We start from the raw sequence: 20223 nt of genomic DNA on the forward strand, positions 1-20223 counted from the left end.
TGGAGTCTATGGTCAATTAGAGCCGGACGTCAACGCGCATAGTGAAGGTCACCGCCAATCCAGACGTGATCAACGTCAAGATTCTCAGTTAAATGGACAATATTTGCCTCATAGCCCGGCAATAAGCGGCCATGGGTGTGATCAATGCGAATACTCTGGGCAGGATAAAGCGAGGCCATGCGCAATGATTCATCAAGCGTAAGCCCCAATTGCTGGTGCACGAAGCGTACGGCCGAGATCATATCAAGATCGGCACCAGCAAGTGTGCCGTCTTCAAGCGTCAGGCGGCCACCGGCGCGCGTTATGGTTCTGCCGTTAAGGGTGAATGACGTGATGTCCGTGCCTATTGTAGACATTGCGTCAGTCACCAGAAATATCTTTGCTGGGCCTTGTTTGGCTCGCAGCGCAATCGACATGGACGCTTTGTCGACATGAAAACCATCGGCAATCAGTCCGGCTGACAATTCTCCCGATTGCAAAGTCGCACCCACAACGCCAGGGCTGCGATGACCAAGCTGGCTCATTGCATTAAAAAGGTGTGTGACCATTGATGCGCCAGCCGCTTGCGCAGCCAAGGCTGTTTCATATGATGCCCCGCTGTGACCAAGGCTAACAATGACGCCTGCGTCGACCATTGCCTTGATTTTTTCCGGCGATACCGTTTCGGGGGCGACGGTGGTGAGAAGTACCGGAATCTCCTGAACTGCTTCGATGATTGCAATCAAATCAGCGTCGTCCATAGGCCGGATCAGCTTGGGATCGTGCGTGCCTTTGTGGCTAACAGACAGATGAGGGCCTTCGAGGTGGAGACCAATAAACCCAGCGACTTTGTCCTGTGCCGCTGCTTTACTCGCCGCAATAGCCGCTGCCGTTGTTTCCGGCGTATCTGTAATCAGCGTTGGCAGCAGAGCCGTTGTGCCAAAAGCAAAATGTGCATCGCAGATGGTCCGGATAGCGTCGATACTCGGCCCGTCATTGAGCAATACCCCGCCACCGCCATTCACCTGAACGTCGATGAACCCGGGTACAAGTTTTCCCCCGTTCATCTCAACCCGGCGAATATCCGCAGTTAGAGCGCTTGTAGCTTCGATGCTTTTAACTGTGCCGTGTTCCACAACCAGTGCGGCGTTTTCGTGCCAGTTTTCTCCATCGAAAATGACGGCACCGGTAATGGCGTAGACGGTACTCATATGGTCTCCGTCACTTTTCGCAAGTGCGGCGGTTCATCGGGATTAAAGCCACGGCTACGGGCAAACCCTTCTACAAATGCGTAGAATGAAACGAGCAGCGCCAGCGGATCGGTGAGTGGATGCGACGTAGCGACAAAGGGCAGGGCCGTTGCCTTTGACGGCTTGTTTGATGTCAGGAAGACAGCAGCACCCTGATCGGCAAGACGATCGGCGGCATCGACGAGCGATGCTTCTGCGGCGTCCCTTGCGGCAAGCACCAAAACTGGAAAGCCTTTGCCGACAATTGCCTTTGGCCCATGCATCACTTCTGCGGCGCTGTATGATTCCGCGTGAACACCGCTGGTTTCCTTGAATTTCAAGGCAATCTCATTGGAAATGGCCAGAGAAGGTCCGCGCCCAAGAATAAAAAGCGAGTTTTCGTTTTCCAACGCCGCTGCGAATGGCGGCCAGTCGCACATCACGGCCTTCGCCATTGCTGAGGGAAGGTCATCGATGGCGGCAAGCAGCTTTTGATCGTTGGTCCAATGCCCGATCAAAGCAAGGCCTGCAACTGCGGAACTCACGAAGGATTTTGTCGCCGCAACACTACGCTCTGGACCGGCAAGTATATCGATTGGCAGATCGCTTGCATTGGCAAGATCGGAATTAATTACATTTGTAATTGCGATGGTAAGTGCGCCGCTTTCGCGTGCTGCCTTTGTCATGCTGACAATATCGGGGCTCTTGCCGGATTGCGAGATGGACAAAGTGGCCGCGCTACCCAGTTTCAAGGTTATGCCGTAAATGGAAGCGACCGATGGCCCAAGTGATGCAACTGGAATACCTGCCGTTAACTCGCTGGAATATTTCAGGAATGCCGTGACATGGTCTGACGACCCCCGTGCTATGGATGCCAGAAATGGTGGATTTTTTTCGCGCAGCTTTGCACCAGCTGCGGCAAGCGTGGCGCGGGAGCTATCCAGAAAACGAGTTGTCACGTCGGGAATCGACAATATCTCTTCCCGCATCAATGTTGCCTTGTTCAAAGTACTGCTCCTGATATTTCCGAACTGTCGCCGAGTTTCAGCTCAGCAACAAACTCATAGGCGTCTGCGCGATAAATGGACCGGGTGAACTCAATCACTTTTCCCGAATCAAGATAGGAGATTCGCTCAATATTCAAACTGGCCGAACCGACAGGAACCTCAAGCAATTTTGCATCGTTCTCTTTAAGTATTGCCGCCGAGATACGCTGTATCGCGCGAACGGGACGATTGCCGCTGGCGGCCAGCACTGCATAAAGCGACAGAGTAACCAGTTCCGGATTGGGCAAAACATGCACGGACAAAGCGGCTCTCTCGATTGCCATAGGCGTATCATTGGCAACACGCAGGCGGCTGATCCGGGATACTCTTTCGCCAGAAGTCAGACCCAGCGTCACCATTTCCTCAGGCGAGGGGACATAGATGCCACGATCAAGCCATGTCGAGCGAACAACCATGCCGCGCCGCGCCATGTCTTCCGTAAATGATGTCAGATGTGTCAGCGATTGCTCCACCCGAGCAGAGCGAGGCGCGACGAATGTGCCGGAGCCGTGACGCTGTATGAGTAAACCATCACTCACCAAACCCTGAACCGCTTTGCGAACAGTTACGCGAGAAATATCGGCAATTGCGGCAAGCTCGCGTTCCGGCGGCAATGCGTCTCCGGGTTTCAGTAGACCATCAAGCACGGCATTTTCAATTAGCCGCTGCAATTTTACATAAAGAGGGCCACCGGCAATCGATCCGTCATTGAGGGTCGGAAGAATATTAATCAGGCCGTCAGACATGAATATACTCCGCCGATTTTGAAGCGAAATTCAAAACTGCGAGTTGCACCGCTCCGGCAAGAGCGTCGTTCAGCGGTTTTTGCAGCTTCTCTTGATAGCGCGCTGACAGGCGCTTTTCATAGAGCGGACCAAGGCCGCCCAGAAGGGAAAGGCGTGTCTGTCGTGCTGACATGATAGTGTCGAGGCCCTGCTCAATCTGGTCTATGGCGGTTTGTAGGATAGCAAGAGCAACCGCATCTTCGACGGCAGCATAGTCGAATATCATCGGCACGAGCGTTCCGAAGTCGCTCGGAGTTGCCGCATGCGCAAATCGTACAATGTTATGCGGGTTGTTTTCATAACGCTGCATGACGGCTTGTGTAAGTTCGGATGCAGGGCGGAAACGATCATATGCCAAAAGCGTTTCCTCGAGCAGATGTCGACCTAAACGTGCGCCGCCGCCGAGATCGCCGACCTTGAATCCCCAACCGCCCGCGAACTGGACCTTATCTCCTTCGCGCGCAATAAAGAGCGAGCCCGTTCCCAGAATGACGACTGTACCGTCATTATTGCCTATTGCGCCCTGAAGCGCGATCAAGCCATCTGATAAAACCAATGCATCCTTGAACGGGAGTGAGGCTTTCAAGTTTGCAGCGTTGTCGCCAACATTCGCGCCGGCGAGCCCCAACACTGCGGACAGAGAACCTACGTGTGATTTATCGATGCCTGCGCTGGCAAATGCAGCATCAGTGGCGTCCATTATATTGCCGCGCGCCATATCCATATCGGTCATGACATTGGCGGAGCCGCTCTTGCCTATACCAAGGATGCGGCCGTTCAGATCGGCCAATGCCGCTCTGCAACCTGTTCCACCGCCATCGATTCCTAGGAGATAAGTCACGACAAATAGCCCTCCATAAATAGAATACCAATAAAGTACCAATAGCCAAGCGTTAATTTACGTATTTTCAAATTTTTCTATAATGCATTGTTATATATGCATAAAATTACACCGATGCAAATGACTGTAGGATTTTTTTAAGATTTACTGGACAAGTGGTATTTTTTTGGCATTAATTATAAAAACGAGGAGAGCAGAGTGGAACCTAGCCGCACCGAGCAACGCAATGATAGAGCGACCGGTCTTGACGAGAAGTCGCCGGACGTTGTTGTACGTTTGCTGCTTGATGCGCAAATCGCTGCTGCAGAAGTCGTCGCCAATGCGTTGGAACCAATTGCGGAGGCGGCACAGATCGCTGCTGAAACCATTTCGGGTGGCGGCAGGTTGGTATATGCAGCTGCAGGAAGTTCAGGTCTCATGGCTCTGGCCGATGCGCTGGAAATTCCTGGCACCTATGGTATCGCCCCGGACAGGATTGTCATTCTGATCGCTGGAGGTATTGCCAGCCTTAATCGTCTTGCCGGAACCTATGAGGATGACGTTAGTCAAGCTGCCAAAGACATCGCCGAGGCAGACTTGAGGGCAGGCGATTGTCTGATAGCGGTGTCGGCAAGCGGTACAACGCCTTATGCTCTGGCAGCAATTGACGAAGCCAGGAAGCGCGGGCTTAAAATCATTTCGATTGCCAATAATCGTAACGCACCGATCTTTGACGGTGCTGATGTTGCCATTGCATTGGAAACTCCGGCGGAAATGGTCGCGGGTTCGACCAGGATGGGTGCCGGTACGGCGCAGAAAATCGCCCTTAATTTGTTATCTACCCTGATGGCGATCCATCTTGGGCATGTGCATGACGGCTACATGGTCAATCTGGTTGCGGACAACATTAAATTGCGCGAGAGGGCGGTTCGGATTGTCTCGGCAATAAGCGTTTGCGATCCGGGTGAAGCTGCAAAATGGCTTGATGCAAGCGGCGGCTCAGTAAAAGAGGCGGTACTACTCGCTGCCGGCGCAAAAGATGCGAACAAAGCAACAAGAATTCTCGAAAGCAATCAACAGAGGCTTCGCCCGGCGCTTTCGGAACTGAAAGAGATCCTTGGGTCCCGCTAGGGGCCCGGGTTCTCATTAACGGCACTACTCATGAGGGTGCAACAGGAGACTAAAATGGGAAGCAAGACACTAAAATCACTGCTAATGGCGACAAGCATCCTGGCAACAGCCGGTTTTGCTCATGCCGCTGATACCGAGCTTACAATTGAAAGCTGGCGTACGGATGATCTTGCCATCTGGCAGGAAAAGCTGATCCCAGCGTTCGAAGCAAAGAATCCCGGCATCAAGGTTAAATTCGCGCCAACACCGCCCACCGAATATGATGCCGCCCTTGGTGCGCGTTTTGATGCAGGCAGCGCTGGCGATATCATCACTTGCCGTCCGTTTGACAAGTCGCTTGAACAGTTCAAACGCGGCAATCTCGCCAGCCTCACTGATCTCCCCGGCATGAAAAATTTCTCCGACGTTGCCAAGGCTGCGTGGACGACTGATGATGGCAAGGACGCATTCTGCGTACCGATGGCCTCGGTTATTCATGGGTTCATCTACAACAAGGATGCCTTTGATAAGCTTGGCATTGCTATTCCGACGACCGAAGCTGAATTCTTTGCAGCGCTAGACAAGATCAAGGCCGATGGCACCTATATTCCAATGGCAATGGGTACGAAAGACCTTTGGGAAGCCGCAACCATGGGCTACCAGAATATCGGCCCGACATATTGGAAGGGTGAAGAAGGCCGCGCCAAGCTGATTAAGGGCGAGGAAAAGCTGACGGACGCCCCTTGGGTCGAGCCTTACAAGGTTTTGCTGAAGTGGAAAGATTATCTGGGCGATGGTTTTGAAGCTCAGACCTATCCGGACAGCCAGAATCTGTTCACCTTGGGTCGTGCTGCAATCTATCCAGCTGGTTCATGGGAAATTGGCCTTTTCAATACGCAGGCTCAGTTCAAAATGGGGGCATTCCCGCCACCCGTGAAAAATGCTGGCGATGCATGCTACATCTCGGATCATAACGATATTGGCGCGGGTCTGAACGCCAAGAGCAAACATCCGGAAGAAGCCAAGAAGTTCCTCGATTGGGTCGCTTCGCCCGAGTTCGCCGACATCTATGCCAATGCGCTGCCTGGCTTCTTCAGCCTGAACTCGACGCCGGTAAAGATGCAGGATCCATTGGCGCAGGAGTTCGTTTCCTGGCGCGAAAAGTGCAAGCCAACAATCCGTTCAACTTACCAGATATTGTCGCGCGGCACACCTAATCTCGAAAACGAGACATGGGTAGAATCTGCTAACGTGATCAATGGTACCGACACGCCTGAAGCAGCAGCCAAGAAGCTGCAAGACGGTCTGGACAGCTGGTACAAGCCTGCCAAATAAGCACTTGATCATAAACGGGGCATCGCCTGATGCCCCGTTTATGCTTTGAGTAAAACGTCGATTATTCGACTTGATGGTTTTCCACGGCAGTCGCACGCCGTTTCATGATGCGGCCAAAACCAAAAGCAGGGGTTCTGTTATCCATGAGCACAGTCGAGCAAGCATCGGCCGACCGCGGCAACGATAAGCGTCCTTGGCGCTGGCACATATTGGTATTTTTGACACCAGCTTTGCTCGTCTACACGGCGGTGATGATCCTTCCGCTCATCGAAACACTGCGTCTTTCGCTGTTCAACGTCAAAGATGGCCAAAGCGTCTTTGTGGGCTTGGACAATTTTGCTGTGCTGTTTGGAGATCCGCGTTGGGCGGCAAGCTTCTGGAACGCACTTAAGAATAACTTCATCTTCTTTTTCATTCACATGGTCGTGCAAAATCCAATCGGGGTTGCATTGGCAGCGCTTCTATCCGTGCCAAAATTGCGCTTTGGTGCCTTCTACCGCACCGCTTTGTTTCTGCCGACGCTGCTTTCATTTGTCATTGTCGGGTTTATCTGGAAGCTCATTCTTTCACCGATATGGGGCGTCTCGCCATTCCTTTTGGATTTGATTGGCCTCAAATCACTTTTCTCGCCATGGCTCGGCAAGCCCGGTTCAGCATTGATTGCGGTGTCACTGATTTCAGTGTGGCAGTATGTCGGCATACCGATGATGTTGATTTACGCGGCCATGCTGAACATTCCGGACGAAGTTCTGGAAGCAGCAGAGTGCGACGGTGTTACCGGATGGAGCCAATTCTGGAAGATCAAGCTTCCGCTGATATTGCCATCCATCGGCATCATCTCGATCCTTACTTTTGTGGGCAATTTCAACGCGTTCGATCTGGTTTATACCGTGCAAGGTGCACTGGCAGGGCCGGATGGAGCGACCGATATTCTCGGAACGTTGCTTTACCGTACATTCTTTGGCTTCCAGCTTCAGATCGGTGACAAGTCCATGGGCGCAACCATCGCGACGGTGATGTTCCTCATCATCCTCTCTGGCGTTTGCCTCTATCTGTTTGCCATTCAGCGGCGCATGCGCCGGTATCAGTTTTAGGATTACGATCATGGCAAAAACCACGACATCCCCAGTTCGGACCGGTCTCGTCCACCTCGCGTTGATAACTTACACGCTTATCGCGTTATTCCCCGTGTTCCTGACCGTCATCAATTCTTTCAAGGATCGCGCATCGATCTTCCGCGATCCTTTAGGATTGCCGACTCCATCGGTTTTCAGTCTCGTTGGTTATGAAACAGTGCTGAAGCAAGGCGATTTCATACTCTATTTTCAAAACAGTTTTATCGTCACTGCCGTATCGATCTTTTTCGTTCTGTTGTTTGGGGCAATGGCAGCCTTTGCATTGTCGGAATATCGTTTCCGCGGCAATACCCTAATGGGACTTTATCTTGCACTTGGTATCATGATCCCGATTCGGCTGGGCACAGTCGCTATCCTGCAGGGAATGGTAGCGGCCGGTCTGGTCAATACGTTGACCGCGCTCATTCTGGTTTATACTGCACAGGGTCTTCCGCTAGCCGTATTCATCCTTACTGAATTTATGCAAACGGTTTCCGATGATTTGAAGAATGCCGGACGTATCGACGGCCTTTCGGAATATTCCATATTCTTCCGTCTTGTTTTGCCGTTGATAAGGCCAGCCATGGCAACTGTCGCTGTCTTTACCATGATACCGATCTGGAACGATCTCTGGTTCCCGCTGATCCTTGCGCCCAGCGACGCGACCAAGACGATTACGCTTGGCAGTCAGGTCTTTATCGGTCAGTTCGTGACTAACTGGAATGCTGTTCTTGCTGCACTTACTCTGGCGATTGTGCCGGTGCTTGTCCTTTACCTTATCTTTTCGCGGCAGTTGATCCGCGGCATCACAGCAGGAGCCGTGAAATGAGCGAACAAAAGCCGATCCGCGTTCTTGTTGCCGGGCTTGGCAATATGGGCCGCAGTCATGCGCTCGCCTACCATAATAATCCGGGATTTGAGATCGTTGGGTTGGTAAACAGATCTGTCGTGCCCTTGCAGCCGGAACTTGAAGGGTACACGATTCACCAATCATTTGAGGCAGCCTTGGCGGAGCTCAAACCGGAACTGGTGTCCATCAATACCTATTCCGACAGCCATGCAGACTATGCTGTGGCGGCAATGAAAGCGGGGGCGGATGTCTTCGTTGAAAAGCCATTGGCTACAACAGTTGCCGATGCGGAGCGTGTGGTAGCTGCCGCCAAGCAATATGGCCGTAAACTGGTGATTGGTTACATATTGCGCCACCATCCGTCATGGGTTCGGCTGATTGAAGAGGCCCGAAAACTCGGCGGACCTTATGTTTTCCGGATGAATCTCAATCAGCAATCCAGTGGTGCAACTTGGAACACGCATAAGGCGCTTATGCAGACAACGTCTCCAATTGTCGATTGCGGAGTGCACTACCTCGATGTGATGTTGCAAATCACCGATGCAAAGCCGGTTCAGGTACGCGGCATGGGCGTGCGGCTATCGGATGAGATTGCGCCAGACATGTACAATTATGGTCATCTCCAGGTTCTGTTCGATGATAGGACTGTGGGGTGGTATGAGGCCGGCTGGGGTCCGATGATTTCGGAAACCGCCTTCTTCGTGAAAGACGTCATATCTCCCAATGGTTGTGTCTCCATCGTGATGGATCAGAATGCCAAATCAGATGACATCGATTCCCATACCAAGACGTCAACGATAAAGTTGCACTCAGCAGCAATGGATGCAGATGGTCGTTTTACCAAGCAGGACGAGTTGCTGAATATGGCTGGTGAGCCCGGCCATCAGGAGCTGTGCGATCTTGAGCAAGCCTATGTCCTCAAGGCAATCCGGGAAAATATTGATCTTACACGTCACATGCAGGATGCGGTGCGCTCTTTGAGCGTGTGTCTTGCAGCCGACGAAAGCGTTCGTACCGGTCAGCCAGTAAACCTATAAATTTATCCAAGAAACGGGAACAAGACATTGGGTTCTTTGAAGATCGAAAATATCGTTAAGTCTTTTGGCCATGTGGACGTACTGAAAGGTATTGACCTTGAGGTAGAGGACGGCGAGTTCGTCATTTTTGTCGGACCATCGGGCTGCGGTAAATCAACGCTGCTGCGTATCATCGCTGGTCTGGAAGACGCGACGGCTGGCGAAATTCTTATTGATGGCAAGAAGGTCAATAATACGCCGCCAGCCAAGCGGGGCATTGCGATGGTATTTCAGACCTATGCGCTTTATCCACATCTGTCGGTTCGCGACAATATGGGTCTTGGGTTGAAACAGGCCGGAAAACCCGCAGACGAAATAAAGGAGCGCACCAAAGTCGCATCCTCCATGTTGTCGCTTGACGATTATCTTGAGCGTCGTCCTTCAGAGCTTTCAGGCGGGCAACGCCAACGTGTTGCTATCGGGCGTGCCATAGTGCGCGAGCCCAAGCTGTTTCTTTTTGATGAGCCATTGTCAAATCTTGACGCGGCCCTACGCGTAAATACACGATTGGAGATCGCTCGACTTCATCGCCAACTTAAGGCGACCATGATCTATGTGACACATGATCAGGTTGAGGCAATGACGCTCGCCGATAAGATCGTCGTGCTGAACAAGGGTAAGATCGAGCAGGTAGGTTCGCCTATGGAGCTTTATAATGCTCCGCAGACCGTTTTCGTTGCCGGCTTTATCGGATCGCCGCAGATGAACCTGATTGACGCGGCAAAGCTTGGCCATACCGATGCGAAAACTATTGGTATTCGCCCGGAGCATATTCAGGTCAGCAGCACATCCGGAGAATGGAAGGGCTCGGTCATCCATGTCGAACATTTGGGTGCTGATACAATCATCTATCTCCAAACGGACTTTGGACCTTTGACGGTCAGACTGTTCGGAGAGCATCAGTACGAAGTTGATGGCATTCTATATGCAACCCCAGATGCCGGGCGCACTTATCGCTTTGACAACGAAGGACAGGTCATCAAATCGTGACGATTCATGTCATGACATCATAGACTGTTTGGGTCATAGTCGCCGCCGCGCAGAGTCTCTTCGTGCGCGGCATACTTATTGACGAGAACAGGATCGATGTTATGGGCTATATCCCGGATTCCAAGCGCTACGACACTATGAAGTACAATCGCTGTGGTCGCAGCGGCCTAAGACTGCCAGCGATTTCTCTCGGCCTTTGGCACAATTTCGGCGATGACACACCCCATAATCTCAAACAGGCAATTTGCCGTCAGGCATTCGATCTCGGCATTACCCATTTCGATCTTGCCAATAATTACGGACCACCTCCCGGTTCTGCCGAGACAGCTTTTGGCGAAATCCTGCGTACGGATTTCAGAGCCCATCGCGATGAGTTGATTATCTCTTCCAAGGCAGGATATGGCATGTGGCCAGGCCCCTATGGCGAATGGGGTAGCCGAAAATATTTGATTGCCAGCTGCGACCAGAGCTTGAAGCGTCTGGGCCTCGACTATGTCGATATTTTCTACTCCCATCGTTTCGATCCAGATACGCCGCTTGAAGAAACGATGATGGCCTTGGACCATATTGTGCGGTCTGGCCGCGCTCAATATGTTGGGCTTTCCTCGTATAATTCTCATCGCACGCGCGAAGCGGCTGCCATTCTTGAAGAACTTGGCACGCCTTGCCTTATTCACCAGCCAAGCTACTCCATGATTAACCGCTGGATCGAGGAAGACAATTTGGTTGATACTTTGGAAGATCTGGGAATTGGCTCGATTGTATTTTCGCCGCTGGCTCAAGGAATGCTGACAGACAAATATCTCAAGGGTGTTCCTGAACAGAGTCGTGCTGCTCAAGGAAAATCACTCAATCCTGACTTTCTTAGCGATCAGAATATCGCCAATATCCGTTCACTAAACGAGATTGCTTCGCGCCGCGGACAAACGCTCGCTCAAATGGCGTTGGCGTGGGTTTTGAGGAAAGGTCGTATTACGACGGCTTTGATTGGTGCGAGCAAGCCGCAGCAGGTCATTGATTGTGTAAAAGCCCTCGACAATCTTGAGTTCAGCGACGAGGAGTTGGCTCAGATTGATACCTATGCGAACGATGCCAATGTCAATCTTTGGGCTGCTTCGGCCGAACGCAAAGGGCCAGAGCGCAAGCCGGTCAAATTGGACTGACACGTCAGACAGAACAATGCTTCGGCGGCGGAGTAGGTCGCCGGGCATGTAAGCAATTGGCAGAACGCGCCAATTGTGCGAAATGTCTGCGGCAGAACAGAAATAGCCTGAACAAGCGGAATGGAACTTTTCAATGAAGATTGCGATGATCGGGACCGGATATGTCGGTCTGGTGTCGGGAGTGTGCTTTGCCGAATTCGGCTTCTCTGTCACATGCGTTGATAAAAACCCGGCTATTGTCGAGCGCTTGCAGGCGGGCGAAGTTACCATTTTCGAACCTGGCCTCGATGAATTGCTTGCGCGCAATGCGCGCGACGGCCGCCTGACATTTACCACCGAACTCGCTGAGACAGTTGCAGATGCCGACGTGATATTCGTAGCTGTCGGCACGCCATCGAGGCGCGGCGACGGCGAAGCAGACCTGCAATATATCTACGCGGCAGCCGATGAGATCGCTGCGGCGATGAAGCCAAATGCTGTCATTGTGATTAAGTCCACAGTGGTGGTCGGCACCAATGCCATCGTGCGCGACCGCATCTCCAAGGCCCGGCCCGGTGTGCCGTTTTCCATGGTGTCCAATCCGGAATTTCTTCGTGAAGGTTCAGCAGTTGAAGACTTTCTTCGACCGGACCGCGTTGTCGTCGGTGTTCATGACGATGCGGGAGCAGCTGCCATGAAGCGCGTTTATCGTCCGCTTTATCTGCGTGAGACGCCAATGATTGTGACCACTTTGGAAAATGCTGAAATCATCAAATATGCGGCCAATGCCTTTTTGGCCATGAAGGTCACCTTCATCAACGAAGTGGCAGACCTTTGCGAAAAGACAGGCGGAAATGTGCAGGATGTTGCTCGTGCCATCGGCATGGATAATCGCATCGGCTCAAAGTTCCTGCATGCCGGTCCGGGTTTCGGCGGTTCGTGTTTCCCGAAGGACACACGAGCTTACGCTGCAACGGGACGCAAGATGAATGCGCCTCAAACGCTGATCGAACAGGTTGTCACTGTCAATGAGCAGCGCAAACGGTCAATGGCTGAGCGGATTGTTGAAGCTGCGAAAAAGAGCGGGACCAAATCGATTGCCGTGCTTGGCATCGCATTCAAGCCGAATACGGATGATATTCGGGAGGCTCCAGCACTTGATATTATTCCAGCCTTGCAGAATGCAGGTCTTGCCGTGCGGGCGCATGATCCGGAAGCGCGCAGCGCTGCCGAGCCGGTTCTGCCCGGTGTTATCTGGTGCACTTCTGCCTATGATGCGATTGAAGGCGCCGGCATTACCGTGTTGCTGACGGAGTGGAACGCATACCGCGCACTTAATCTGAAAAAAGTCTCAGAATTGATGAGCGGCAATATTCTCTTCGACCTGCGTAATGTCTTTAATGAACAGGAACTCGAAGGCTCGGGCCTTGAATATTATTCAGTCGGCAGACCGCTTGTTGGGTAAGCCACCGCTTACACATCTTGAGTGAGTGCTCGCTTTTCATTGGCGATCAGCCAAAGGTTGCGGATATAGACAAATAAACCGAAGCCTTGGCCAGCTATGAATACAGGGTCCTTGCGGACGATCGCATAGACAAAAAGCAGCGCTCCACCAAAAAGCGAAAAAAACCAGAAGGCTACAGGCATTACGCTTTTCTTTGCTTTTTCGGACGCGAGCCACTGGACGACGAAGCGCATGGTGAAACATCCCTGAGCGAAAAAGCCCAGTAAAATCCAGGCGTCAAACTGTTCGATAAAAACCGTATGCAGCCAATTGGAAAATGCTTCGGCCATTGCTGGTCTCCATATTATTCAGGGAGGGCTTTCCCTCTCGCGCGGGCTCAATATCACTGAATGACGCTCTGCACCATTGGGATTATGTGCGGTTGCGGATGTCACTCAATGATTTGGCCGGAGTGATCGCTTCCGGGTCCAAACGAATTTCGATGATCGCAGGCTTTCCGCTTTGTACCGCGCGTTGCCAAGCCCCTTCAAACTCACTGGTAGCTTCCACGGTTTCGCCATGACCACCATAGGCTCTTGCCAGCATTGCGAAGTCAGGATTGGTCAGGTCCGTGCCTGACACACGTCCAGGATATTCGCGCTCCTGATGCATGCGGATAGTGCCATAGATGCCATTATTGATGACGAGAACAATAATGGGCAGGTTGTACTTCACCGCAGTGGCGAAGTCCTGACCGTTCATGAGAAAGCAGCCATCGCCGGCGAAACATACTACCATGCGTTCAGGATGAATTTGTTTTGCAGCAACCGCCGCGGGTAGGCCATAGCCCATTGATCCTGATGTGGGAGCGGCTTGCGTTGCGAAACGGCGAAAACGATGGAACCGATGCAACCAGGTCGCGTAATTGCCGGCACCATTGGTCATGATTGCGTCTTCGGGCAGGACGGTTTCAAGATAGGACATGATTGGTCCCATCGCGACTTTGCCCGGTCCGCTTTGCGGAGGCGTGGACCAATCAAGATAGGATTTATGGGCAGTTTCTGCTTCACCGGGCCAATTAATATTGGATGGCGGTGCGAGATGTTCGACCACCTCAGCAAATGCGTCTGGCGCCGAATTGATCGAAAGAGCAGGCCGGTAAACCCGACCCAATTCATTTGCATCCGGATGGATATGGATGAGGGTTTGCTTGGGATACGGGCTGTCCATGAGTGTGTAGCCGGAAGAGGGCATTTCACCAAACCTTCCGCCTACAAGAAGTAAAACATCAGCTTCTTTCACCCGCTTGGCCAGCGCCGGATTAATGCCGATTCCGACATCGCCTGCATAGTTGGGATGTAGATTATCGAACAGCATCTGCCGCCTGAAGGAGCAACCCACGGGAAGGTGCCACTTCTCGGCAAAACGGGTGATTGATGCAACGGCATCTGCGCTCCAACGGGATCCCCCCAATATCATGAATGGTTTGGAAGCAGCCTGTAATATGTCGGCAAGCTTTTCTATGCTGGCGGCGGACGGGCCGGTTTCTACGGGTTGCCATGCTTGTGCCGTCACGGTTTCTACCATGTCCGTGAGCATATCTTCAGGCAAAGCAAGAACAACCGGGCCTGGCCGTCCGGAGGTCGCGACAGAAAATGCACGGGTTACGAATTCGGGAATACGCCGGGCATCATCAATCTCTGCGACCCATTTCGCTGTATCGGCAAAAAAGCGGCGGTACTCTACCTCCTGAAATGCCTCTCGTTCGCGGGCATCACGCTGAACCTGCCCGATGAACAGGATCATTGGAGTTGAATCCTGCATGGCGATATGTATGCCGGGTGAAGCATTCGTCGCGCCAGGTCCGCGTGTGACAAAGCAAATTCCAGGCTTTCCTGTGAGCTTGCCCCAAGCCTCCGCCATCATGGCGGCCCCGCCTTCCGCGCGGCAGATCGTTATGCCGATCTTCGCGTCATAAAGCGCGTCCAACACAGCCAGATAGCTTTCACCCGGTACGCAAAAGAGACGCTCCGCACCATTTGCGGCCAAAGCTTCAACGATCAATTCACCGCCCGTCTTCATTCGGATGCGTCCTTCAACTGTTGGAGTATATCGGCAGTGTGTTCGCCTAAGCGAGGCGAGGGCCGTGTGTAGGTCAATGGTGTTTGTGACATGATGATCGGCGTTCGCACAGAAGGGATAGAACTGCCATGGGAGTCTTCCAGGTCAAGTCGCAATTGCCGCGCCACGATCTGCGGATCGTCGAACATCTCACCAATCTTGTTGATCGGTCCCGCTGGCACCGCATTTTTGGCACAGGCGTTCAGCAGCTCAGCCCGGGTTCTTTTTGAGGTTTCCGTGCTGATGAGCGTTGTTAGTATCGTGCGATTTTCAAGTCTGGATCGGTTTGTGAGAAACCGCTCATCGCTCGCCCATTCCGGATGCTCGATGATTGAACAGAATCTGGCGAATTGCCCATCATTGCCGACAGCAAGGATCAGGTGTCCGTCAGATGTGGGAACAACCTCATAAGGGGAGATATTCGGGTGTGCATTGCCCATACGGTTCGGGCTTTTCCCCGTAGCCAGAAAATTCATTGCCTGATTGGCCATAACAGCTGACTGGACATCGAACAGCGCCATATCCACCATTTGACCTTGACCGGTCTTAGCGGCATGGGCAAGGGCTGCCTGAATGGCAATGACCGAATAGAGTCCGGTAAATACATCCGCGACTGCCAAACCTACTTTTTGAGGCTGGCCATCAGGGTCGCCCGTCACCGACATCAGGCCGGACATTCCCTGAATGATAAAGTCATAACCAGCCTGCGATGCATATGGGCCGGTCTGGCCGAAACCTGTTATTGAGCAGTAGACTAGTCTCGGGTTCTCAGTGCTTAGGCTGGCGTAATCCAGTCCGTATTTTGCCAGTCCGCCCACCTTGAAATTCTCAAGCACAACATCAGCTGTTCGGCAGAGCGCTTTTACGGTTTCTTGTCCCTCAGCGGTTGTAAAATCAACCGTGATGGAGCGCTTGCCTCGGTTGCAAGAGTGAAAATACGCTGCGGAAAGGTTCTCGCCTTCTGCGCTGGTGATGAAAGGGGGCCCCCAGCCGCGTGTCTCGTCGCCGCCGGAGGGATTTTCCACCTTTATGACATCGGCTCCAAGATCAGCGAGAACCTGTCCGGCCCATGGACCAGCCAGCACTCGGGCTAGTTCAATAACGCGTATGCCTTTAAGCGGGGCTGCCGCTTGCTCAGCAATCATCGGCTTGCCTTTGACGCTGTGCGGATGGCCCAATTGGCAAATTCGCTCATGATGAGTTCACGGTTGATTTCGTTAAGGCCCTCATGGCGCGTATCGGGATATATTTTGGTCGTAACGTCTATAAAGCCGAGCTTGCGCATTCTATGGTCCAGATGATTGACGGAAGTGCCTTGTGCTGTCGCCGGATCTTTGGCACCGCCAACGAGGTTGAAGGGTAGGTTGCGACGCAATTTACTCAACAAGCTATCCTTTGCTCCGGTGAATACCAAATCGAATGTATCACGCCACATGCTCACAGTAGGGCTCCAGCCGCAAAGGGGATCCTTCACGTACAAATCGACCTCAGCAGAATCCCGCGAGAGCCAGTCAAAATCCGTTCGCGGATCGGCTACACTGCGATTCCATTCCTGAAATGTAAGTTTTGGCAGCAGCATGCTTGGGACATCAGAACCTAAAAACATACGTTCAGCCAGTAATAGGCATTGGGCGAACCTTCCCAACATTCCGGCCGAAAAATTTGCGTTCCAGACTGCAGCCGCATCCACTTTTTCTTGATGTTTGAAAACGTAATTAAGCGCGACAAGTCCGCCGAGGGAGTGCCCGAAAATGATCAGGGGTAAATCCGGATAGCGTAGGCGCGCTTCATTGTTGACCGCATCAACATCGCGCAACACGGCGTCCATTCCATCTTTTGCAGCAAAGCGTCCCGCCGGTGCGTCTTGTGCTCTCGTCAGGCCATGCCCCCGATGATCATGTGCATAAATGTGAAAACCATGCTCGCTCAGAAATCCTGCAAAACGTTTGTAACGCAAAGAATGCTCGGCCACTCCGTGATTTATTTGAATGATCCCGCGAACCTGACCCTTTGCGGGCATGTGTCGTATTGCAAGGGCTGCACCAGTACTGGTGGTCAAAACGTCGGTATCATCAAAACTCATGGCAACCTCTTTGCGAGACGCCCAGTTGAGAGGGTGCCGTAAAATTAGTCAATGTGGAAAACAATCTACAAACTATTCTTAATTTTGGACTATTGTGCTCAATTATTAGTCAGGCGATTTGGTGTGCAATTTTATTTTGCAAAACCCCTTGCAAACCCGTTAAACTTGCCGCAGAACTTTAAACCTGAAGCATATGAGTTTCGCGGGCATTGCAATTTTTCGGTGTAATCGCGAATCGGATGATGTTGTCGCAATGACGAAACGTATTTCGTCTAGTTAGTTTACATGGCCGCTACCGGGAGAAGAGGACGCTTCCTGTTGCGGCACCAGAGGGGAAACCGGGTGACGGAAATATCCGCGCCCGGTTTCGCTCGTTTGGCGAAGGTCGAAATTGATGGGCATCCATTGCCACGGCTGAGGCTTTCGCCTACATACGGCGCAAATTCATTCAAAAGAAATCCCGAGCATCGGAGTGACGCGCGTTATGGCACGCCAATTCATCTATCACATGTCCGGCCTGAACAAGGCATATGGAACCAAGAAGGTTCTTGAGAATATCAACTTGTCCTTCTACCCAGATGCCAAGATTGGTATTCTGGGTCCAAATGGTGCTGGTAAGTCTACAGTTCTGAAAATCATGGCTGGTCTGGATAAGGAATATACAGGCGAGGCTTGGTTGGCGGATGGCGCTACCGTTGGCTATCTGGCGCAGGAACCTTATTTGGATCCAGCCAAGGACGTTATGGGCAATGTCATGGATGGCGTTGCCGACAAGAAGGCCATTCTCGATCGCTACAATGAATTGATGATGAATTACTCCGACGAGACCGCCGATGAAGGCGCCAAGTTACAGGATGTCATCGATTCTCAAAACCTCTGGGACCTTGAATCGCAAGTTGAGATGGCGATGGAAGCACTTCGTTGCCCACCCGGCGACAGCGAAGTAACCAATCTTTCCGGTGGTGAGCGCCGCCGTGTTGCTTTGTGCCGCTTGCTCCTGTCACAGCCTGATCTTCTTCTGCTCGACGAACCGACCAACCATTTGGACGCTGAAACGACCGCCTGGCTTGAAAAACATCTGCGCGAATATAAGGGCTCCGTGCTTCTGATTACGCATGATCGCTACTTCCTAGACAATGTGACCGGCTGGATTCTCGAACTCGATCGTGGGCGCGGCATTGCTTATGAAGGCAATTACTCTGCCTATCTTGGTGCCAAGTCCAAGCGCATGCTGCAGGAAGGCCGTGAAGATGACTCCCGTCAGAAAGCTCTCGAGCGCGAACGCGAGTGGATTTCCGCCAGCCCGAAAGCACGTCAGGCAAAATCGAAGGCACGTATCAAGGCCTATGATGCGCTCGTTGATGCCGCTAACGACCAGCGCCCCGGCGATGCCCAGATTCTGATACCGGCGGGTGAACGGCTGGGTCAGGTGGTTATCGAAGCCGAAAATCTCACCAAGTCCTTCGGTGATCGTGTGCTGATCGAAAACCTGACTTTCAAACTGCCGCCCGGCGGTATTGTTGGCATTATTGGTCCGAACGGTGCGGGTAAAACCACTCTGTTCAAGATGATCACCGGTCAGGAAAAGCCGGATTCCGGCACTATTCGCGTTGGCGAGACTGTTAACCTCGGATATGTCGATCAGAGTCGCGATCACCTGAAAGCCGACAAGAATGTCTGGGAAGAAATTTCCGGCGGAACTGACATCATCAAGCTTGGCAAGCATGAGATGAACTCCCGGGCTTATGTTTCAGCATTCAACTTCAAGGGTACGGACCAGCAGCAGAAAGTTGGAAATCTTTCTGGTGGTCAGCGTAACCGCGTGCATTTGGCCAAGATGCTTCAGTCCGGTGGCAATGTTCTGCTCCTCGACGAACCGACAAACGATCTAGACACGGAAACCTTGGCAGCACTTGAAGATGCCTTGGAAAAATATGCAGGTTGCGCTGTGATCATCAGCCATGATCGCATGTTCCTTGACCGTCTCGCGACGCATATCCTGGCTTTCGAAGGCGATAGCCATGTCGAATGGTTTGAAGGCAATTTCGAAGATTATGAAAACGACAAGATTCGTCGTCTCGGTCCCGATAGCGTCAATCCAAAGCGCCCAAGCTACAAGCCTCTGACACGCTAAATATAGATGGGGAACCGCAAGGTTCCCCGTTGTCTTTGCTGGTGTAATCGCCAGATAATTTGCCGCTTTTCTAAAGCAGGGAACTCTTTGGAGCAAATGATGACTGACCTGTTCGGTAATCGTGACGAAATAGTCCCTTCGCGTAAGGTCAGTGGTCGTGTGATCGGGCTATTTGAGGCACTCGACAGAGATTTTGTCACTTCTCCAACAGATTCACTGGAACTGACTTTTGACGGTATTGTCGGTGACTTTCACGCGGGTCAGACGCGTCGCTCTGGTGGACGTGAGCCTTGGTATCCGCGTGGCACCGAGATGCGCAACGAACGCCACCTTTCCATTCTGAGTGCCGACGAGCTTGACGAGATCGCAGCAGGCATGAGCTTGCCTCAGCTGAAAGCTGAATGGATCGGTGGAAACATGGTGATTTCCGGTATTCCATCCCTTTCGATGCTACCACCCAGATCGCTGATGTTTTTTGAAGGTGGCGTGACGTTGAAAGTCGATGGACAGAATGCGCCCTGCAAGATTGCTGGTCGTTCTATTGCTTCGCATGCGGGTACTCCTGACGAAACCACCACTGCATTGGATTTTGTACGCGTGTCCAAGCACTCGCGGGGTATCGTCGCTTGGGTTGAAAAGCCCGGGATCATACGCGCCGGTGAAAAAGTTGATATTCGTATTCCCGAACAGTGGATTTACAGGGTCTAAGGCTTGCGCCAAGTGCCTTTTCATGGCGAATAGAAAACAGGTCCGGTGCCAGCAATTTAGACGATTGCGGAGAATCGGGAAGCCGGTGAAAATCCGGCACGTGCCCAGCGCTGTAAGGGGAATGACCGTGCATTATGCCACGGTGGCCGAGAGGCCACAGGAAGGCGCACGGTTCAGCTGAACCCAAGTCAGAAGACCGGCCGGACCCCATAGCCCAAGCTGCGCGGACGGCGGCGAGGGCCTCAAGCGTTGTTAG

Annotated in this window: 18 protein-coding genes and 1 riboswitch; of the genes, 10 read left to right on the plus strand and 8 right to left on the minus strand. The window is 52.3% G+C overall.

Going from position 1 to position 20223, the window contains the following annotated elements:
- Window positions 1-29 precede the first annotated feature (29 nt).
- Genes nagA through V9K92_RS17155 form a run of 4 tightly spaced genes read right to left on the minus strand, consistent with a single transcriptional unit; the run spans window position 30 to window position 3880 of the window.
- Entirely contained in the window at window positions 30-1190 is a 1161-nt protein-coding gene (gene nagA, locus V9K92_RS17140) for an N-acetylglucosamine-6-phosphate deacetylase (RefSeq protein WP_336439761.1), read from the minus strand.
- Complete coding sequence (locus V9K92_RS17145) at window positions 1187-2197, minus strand: SIS domain-containing protein (protein ID WP_337354778.1); 1011 nt, start codon at window positions 2195-2197, stop codon at window positions 1187-1189. The genes nagA and V9K92_RS17145 overlap by 4 nt, the downstream gene beginning before the upstream one ends.
- Window positions 2198-2211: 14 nt before the next feature.
- The gene (locus V9K92_RS17150) at window positions 2212-3000 is read right to left on the minus strand and encodes a GntR family transcriptional regulator (protein WP_115052508.1); all 789 of its coding nucleotides are present in this window, start codon (window positions 2998-3000) and stop codon (window positions 2212-2214) included.
- A complete protein-coding gene (locus V9K92_RS17155; RefSeq protein WP_115052509.1) occupies window positions 2993-3880 on the minus strand; it encodes a BadF/BadG/BcrA/BcrD ATPase family protein in 888 nt (295 codons plus the stop codon). Before V9K92_RS17155 ends, V9K92_RS17150 begins: the two co-directional genes overlap by 8 nt.
- A 198-nt stretch (window positions 3881-4078) precedes the next feature.
- On the opposite strand from V9K92_RS17155, the gene V9K92_RS17160 reads away from it, so the two are divergent.
- From V9K92_RS17160 to V9K92_RS17195, 8 genes are all read left to right on the plus strand, one after another.
- Window positions 4079-4990 (plus strand): N-acetylmuramic acid 6-phosphate etherase, encoded by a 912-nt coding sequence (locus tag V9K92_RS17160; RefSeq protein WP_115052510.1) that lies wholly within the window; start codon window positions 4079-4081, stop codon window positions 4988-4990.
- Window positions 4991-5044: 54 nt separating this feature from the next.
- Window positions 5045-6304 carry an ABC transporter substrate-binding protein gene (locus tag V9K92_RS17165; RefSeq protein WP_115052511.1) on the plus strand — a complete coding sequence of 420 codons (1260 nt, stop codon included), beginning with the start codon at window positions 5045-5047 and terminating at the stop codon, window positions 6302-6304.
- A 143-nt stretch (window positions 6305-6447) separates the two neighbouring features.
- On the plus strand, window positions 6448-7398 hold the full coding sequence (locus tag V9K92_RS17170; RefSeq protein WP_336439766.1) for a carbohydrate ABC transporter permease: 951 nt from the start codon (window positions 6448-6450) through the stop codon (window positions 7396-7398).
- Between the two features lie 10 nt (window positions 7399-7408).
- A complete protein-coding gene (locus tag V9K92_RS17175; protein WP_115052512.1) occupies window positions 7409-8248 on the plus strand; it encodes an ABC transporter permease subunit in 840 nt (279 codons plus the stop codon).
- Window positions 8245-9306 carry a Gfo/Idh/MocA family protein gene (locus V9K92_RS17180; RefSeq protein WP_115052513.1) on the plus strand — a complete coding sequence of 354 codons (1062 nt, stop codon included), beginning with the start codon at window positions 8245-8247 and terminating at the stop codon, window positions 9304-9306. The genes V9K92_RS17175 and V9K92_RS17180 overlap by 4 nt, the downstream gene beginning before the upstream one ends.
- A 27-nt stretch (window positions 9307-9333) precedes the next feature.
- Window positions 9334-10335, plus strand: a complete 1002-nt coding sequence (locus tag V9K92_RS17185) for an ABC transporter ATP-binding protein (protein ID WP_115052514.1) — start codon at window positions 9334-9336, stop codon at window positions 10333-10335.
- Between the two features lie 101 nt (window positions 10336-10436).
- The gene (gene mgrA, locus V9K92_RS17190; RefSeq protein ID WP_337354779.1) at window positions 10437-11498 is read left to right on the plus strand and encodes an L-glyceraldehyde 3-phosphate reductase; all 1062 of its coding nucleotides are present in this window, start codon (window positions 10437-10439) and stop codon (window positions 11496-11498) included.
- Window positions 11499-11631: 133 nt separating this feature from the next.
- Window positions 11632-12942 carry a UDP-glucose dehydrogenase family protein gene (locus V9K92_RS17195; RefSeq protein ID WP_337354505.1) on the plus strand — a complete coding sequence of 437 codons (1311 nt, stop codon included), beginning with the start codon at window positions 11632-11634 and terminating at the stop codon, window positions 12940-12942.
- 8 nt (window positions 12943-12950) lie between these two features.
- Here the strand turns inward: V9K92_RS17195 and V9K92_RS17200 are convergent, their stop codons facing one another.
- From V9K92_RS17200 to V9K92_RS17215, 4 genes are all read right to left on the minus strand, one after another.
- Entirely contained in the window at window positions 12951-13271 is a 321-nt protein-coding gene (locus tag V9K92_RS17200; RefSeq protein WP_115052516.1) for a lipid-A-disaccharide synthase N-terminal domain-containing protein, read from the minus strand.
- A gap of 82 nt (window positions 13272-13353) precedes the next feature.
- A complete protein-coding gene (locus tag V9K92_RS17205) occupies window positions 13354-15003 on the minus strand; it encodes a thiamine pyrophosphate-binding protein (protein ID WP_337354506.1) in 1650 nt (549 codons plus the stop codon).
- Window positions 15000-16187, minus strand: coding sequence for a CaiB/BaiF CoA transferase family protein (locus V9K92_RS17210; RefSeq protein WP_115052518.1), 1188 nt, complete (start codon window positions 16185-16187; stop codon window positions 15000-15002). Before V9K92_RS17210 ends, V9K92_RS17205 begins: the two co-directional genes overlap by 4 nt.
- Entirely contained in the window at window positions 16184-17125 is a 942-nt protein-coding gene (locus tag V9K92_RS17215) for an alpha/beta hydrolase (protein WP_337354507.1), read from the minus strand. The genes V9K92_RS17210 and V9K92_RS17215 overlap by 4 nt, the downstream gene beginning before the upstream one ends.
- 484 nt (window positions 17126-17609) lie before the next feature.
- Here V9K92_RS17215 and ettA point away from each other — a divergent pair, with 484 nt between their 5' ends.
- Together ettA and V9K92_RS17225 are read left to right on the plus strand one after the other, a co-directional pair.
- Window positions 17610-19259 (plus strand): energy-dependent translational throttle protein EttA, encoded by a 1650-nt coding sequence (gene ettA, locus V9K92_RS17220; protein WP_115052520.1) that lies wholly within the window; start codon window positions 17610-17612, stop codon window positions 19257-19259.
- Between the two features lie 99 nt (window positions 19260-19358).
- Window positions 19359-19967 carry an MOSC domain-containing protein gene (locus tag V9K92_RS17225; RefSeq protein ID WP_337354780.1) on the plus strand — a complete coding sequence of 203 codons (609 nt, stop codon included), beginning with the start codon at window positions 19359-19361 and terminating at the stop codon, window positions 19965-19967.
- Between the two features lie 26 nt (window positions 19968-19993).
- Window positions 19994-20186, plus strand: a riboswitch (cobalamin riboswitch).
- Window positions 20187-20223: the final 37 nt, after the last annotated feature.

The sequence above is a fragment of the Phyllobacterium sp. CCNWLW109 genome (assembly GCF_037203905.1).
Classification (GTDB): Bacteria; Pseudomonadota; Alphaproteobacteria; order Rhizobiales; family Rhizobiaceae; genus Phyllobacterium; species Phyllobacterium ifriqiyense.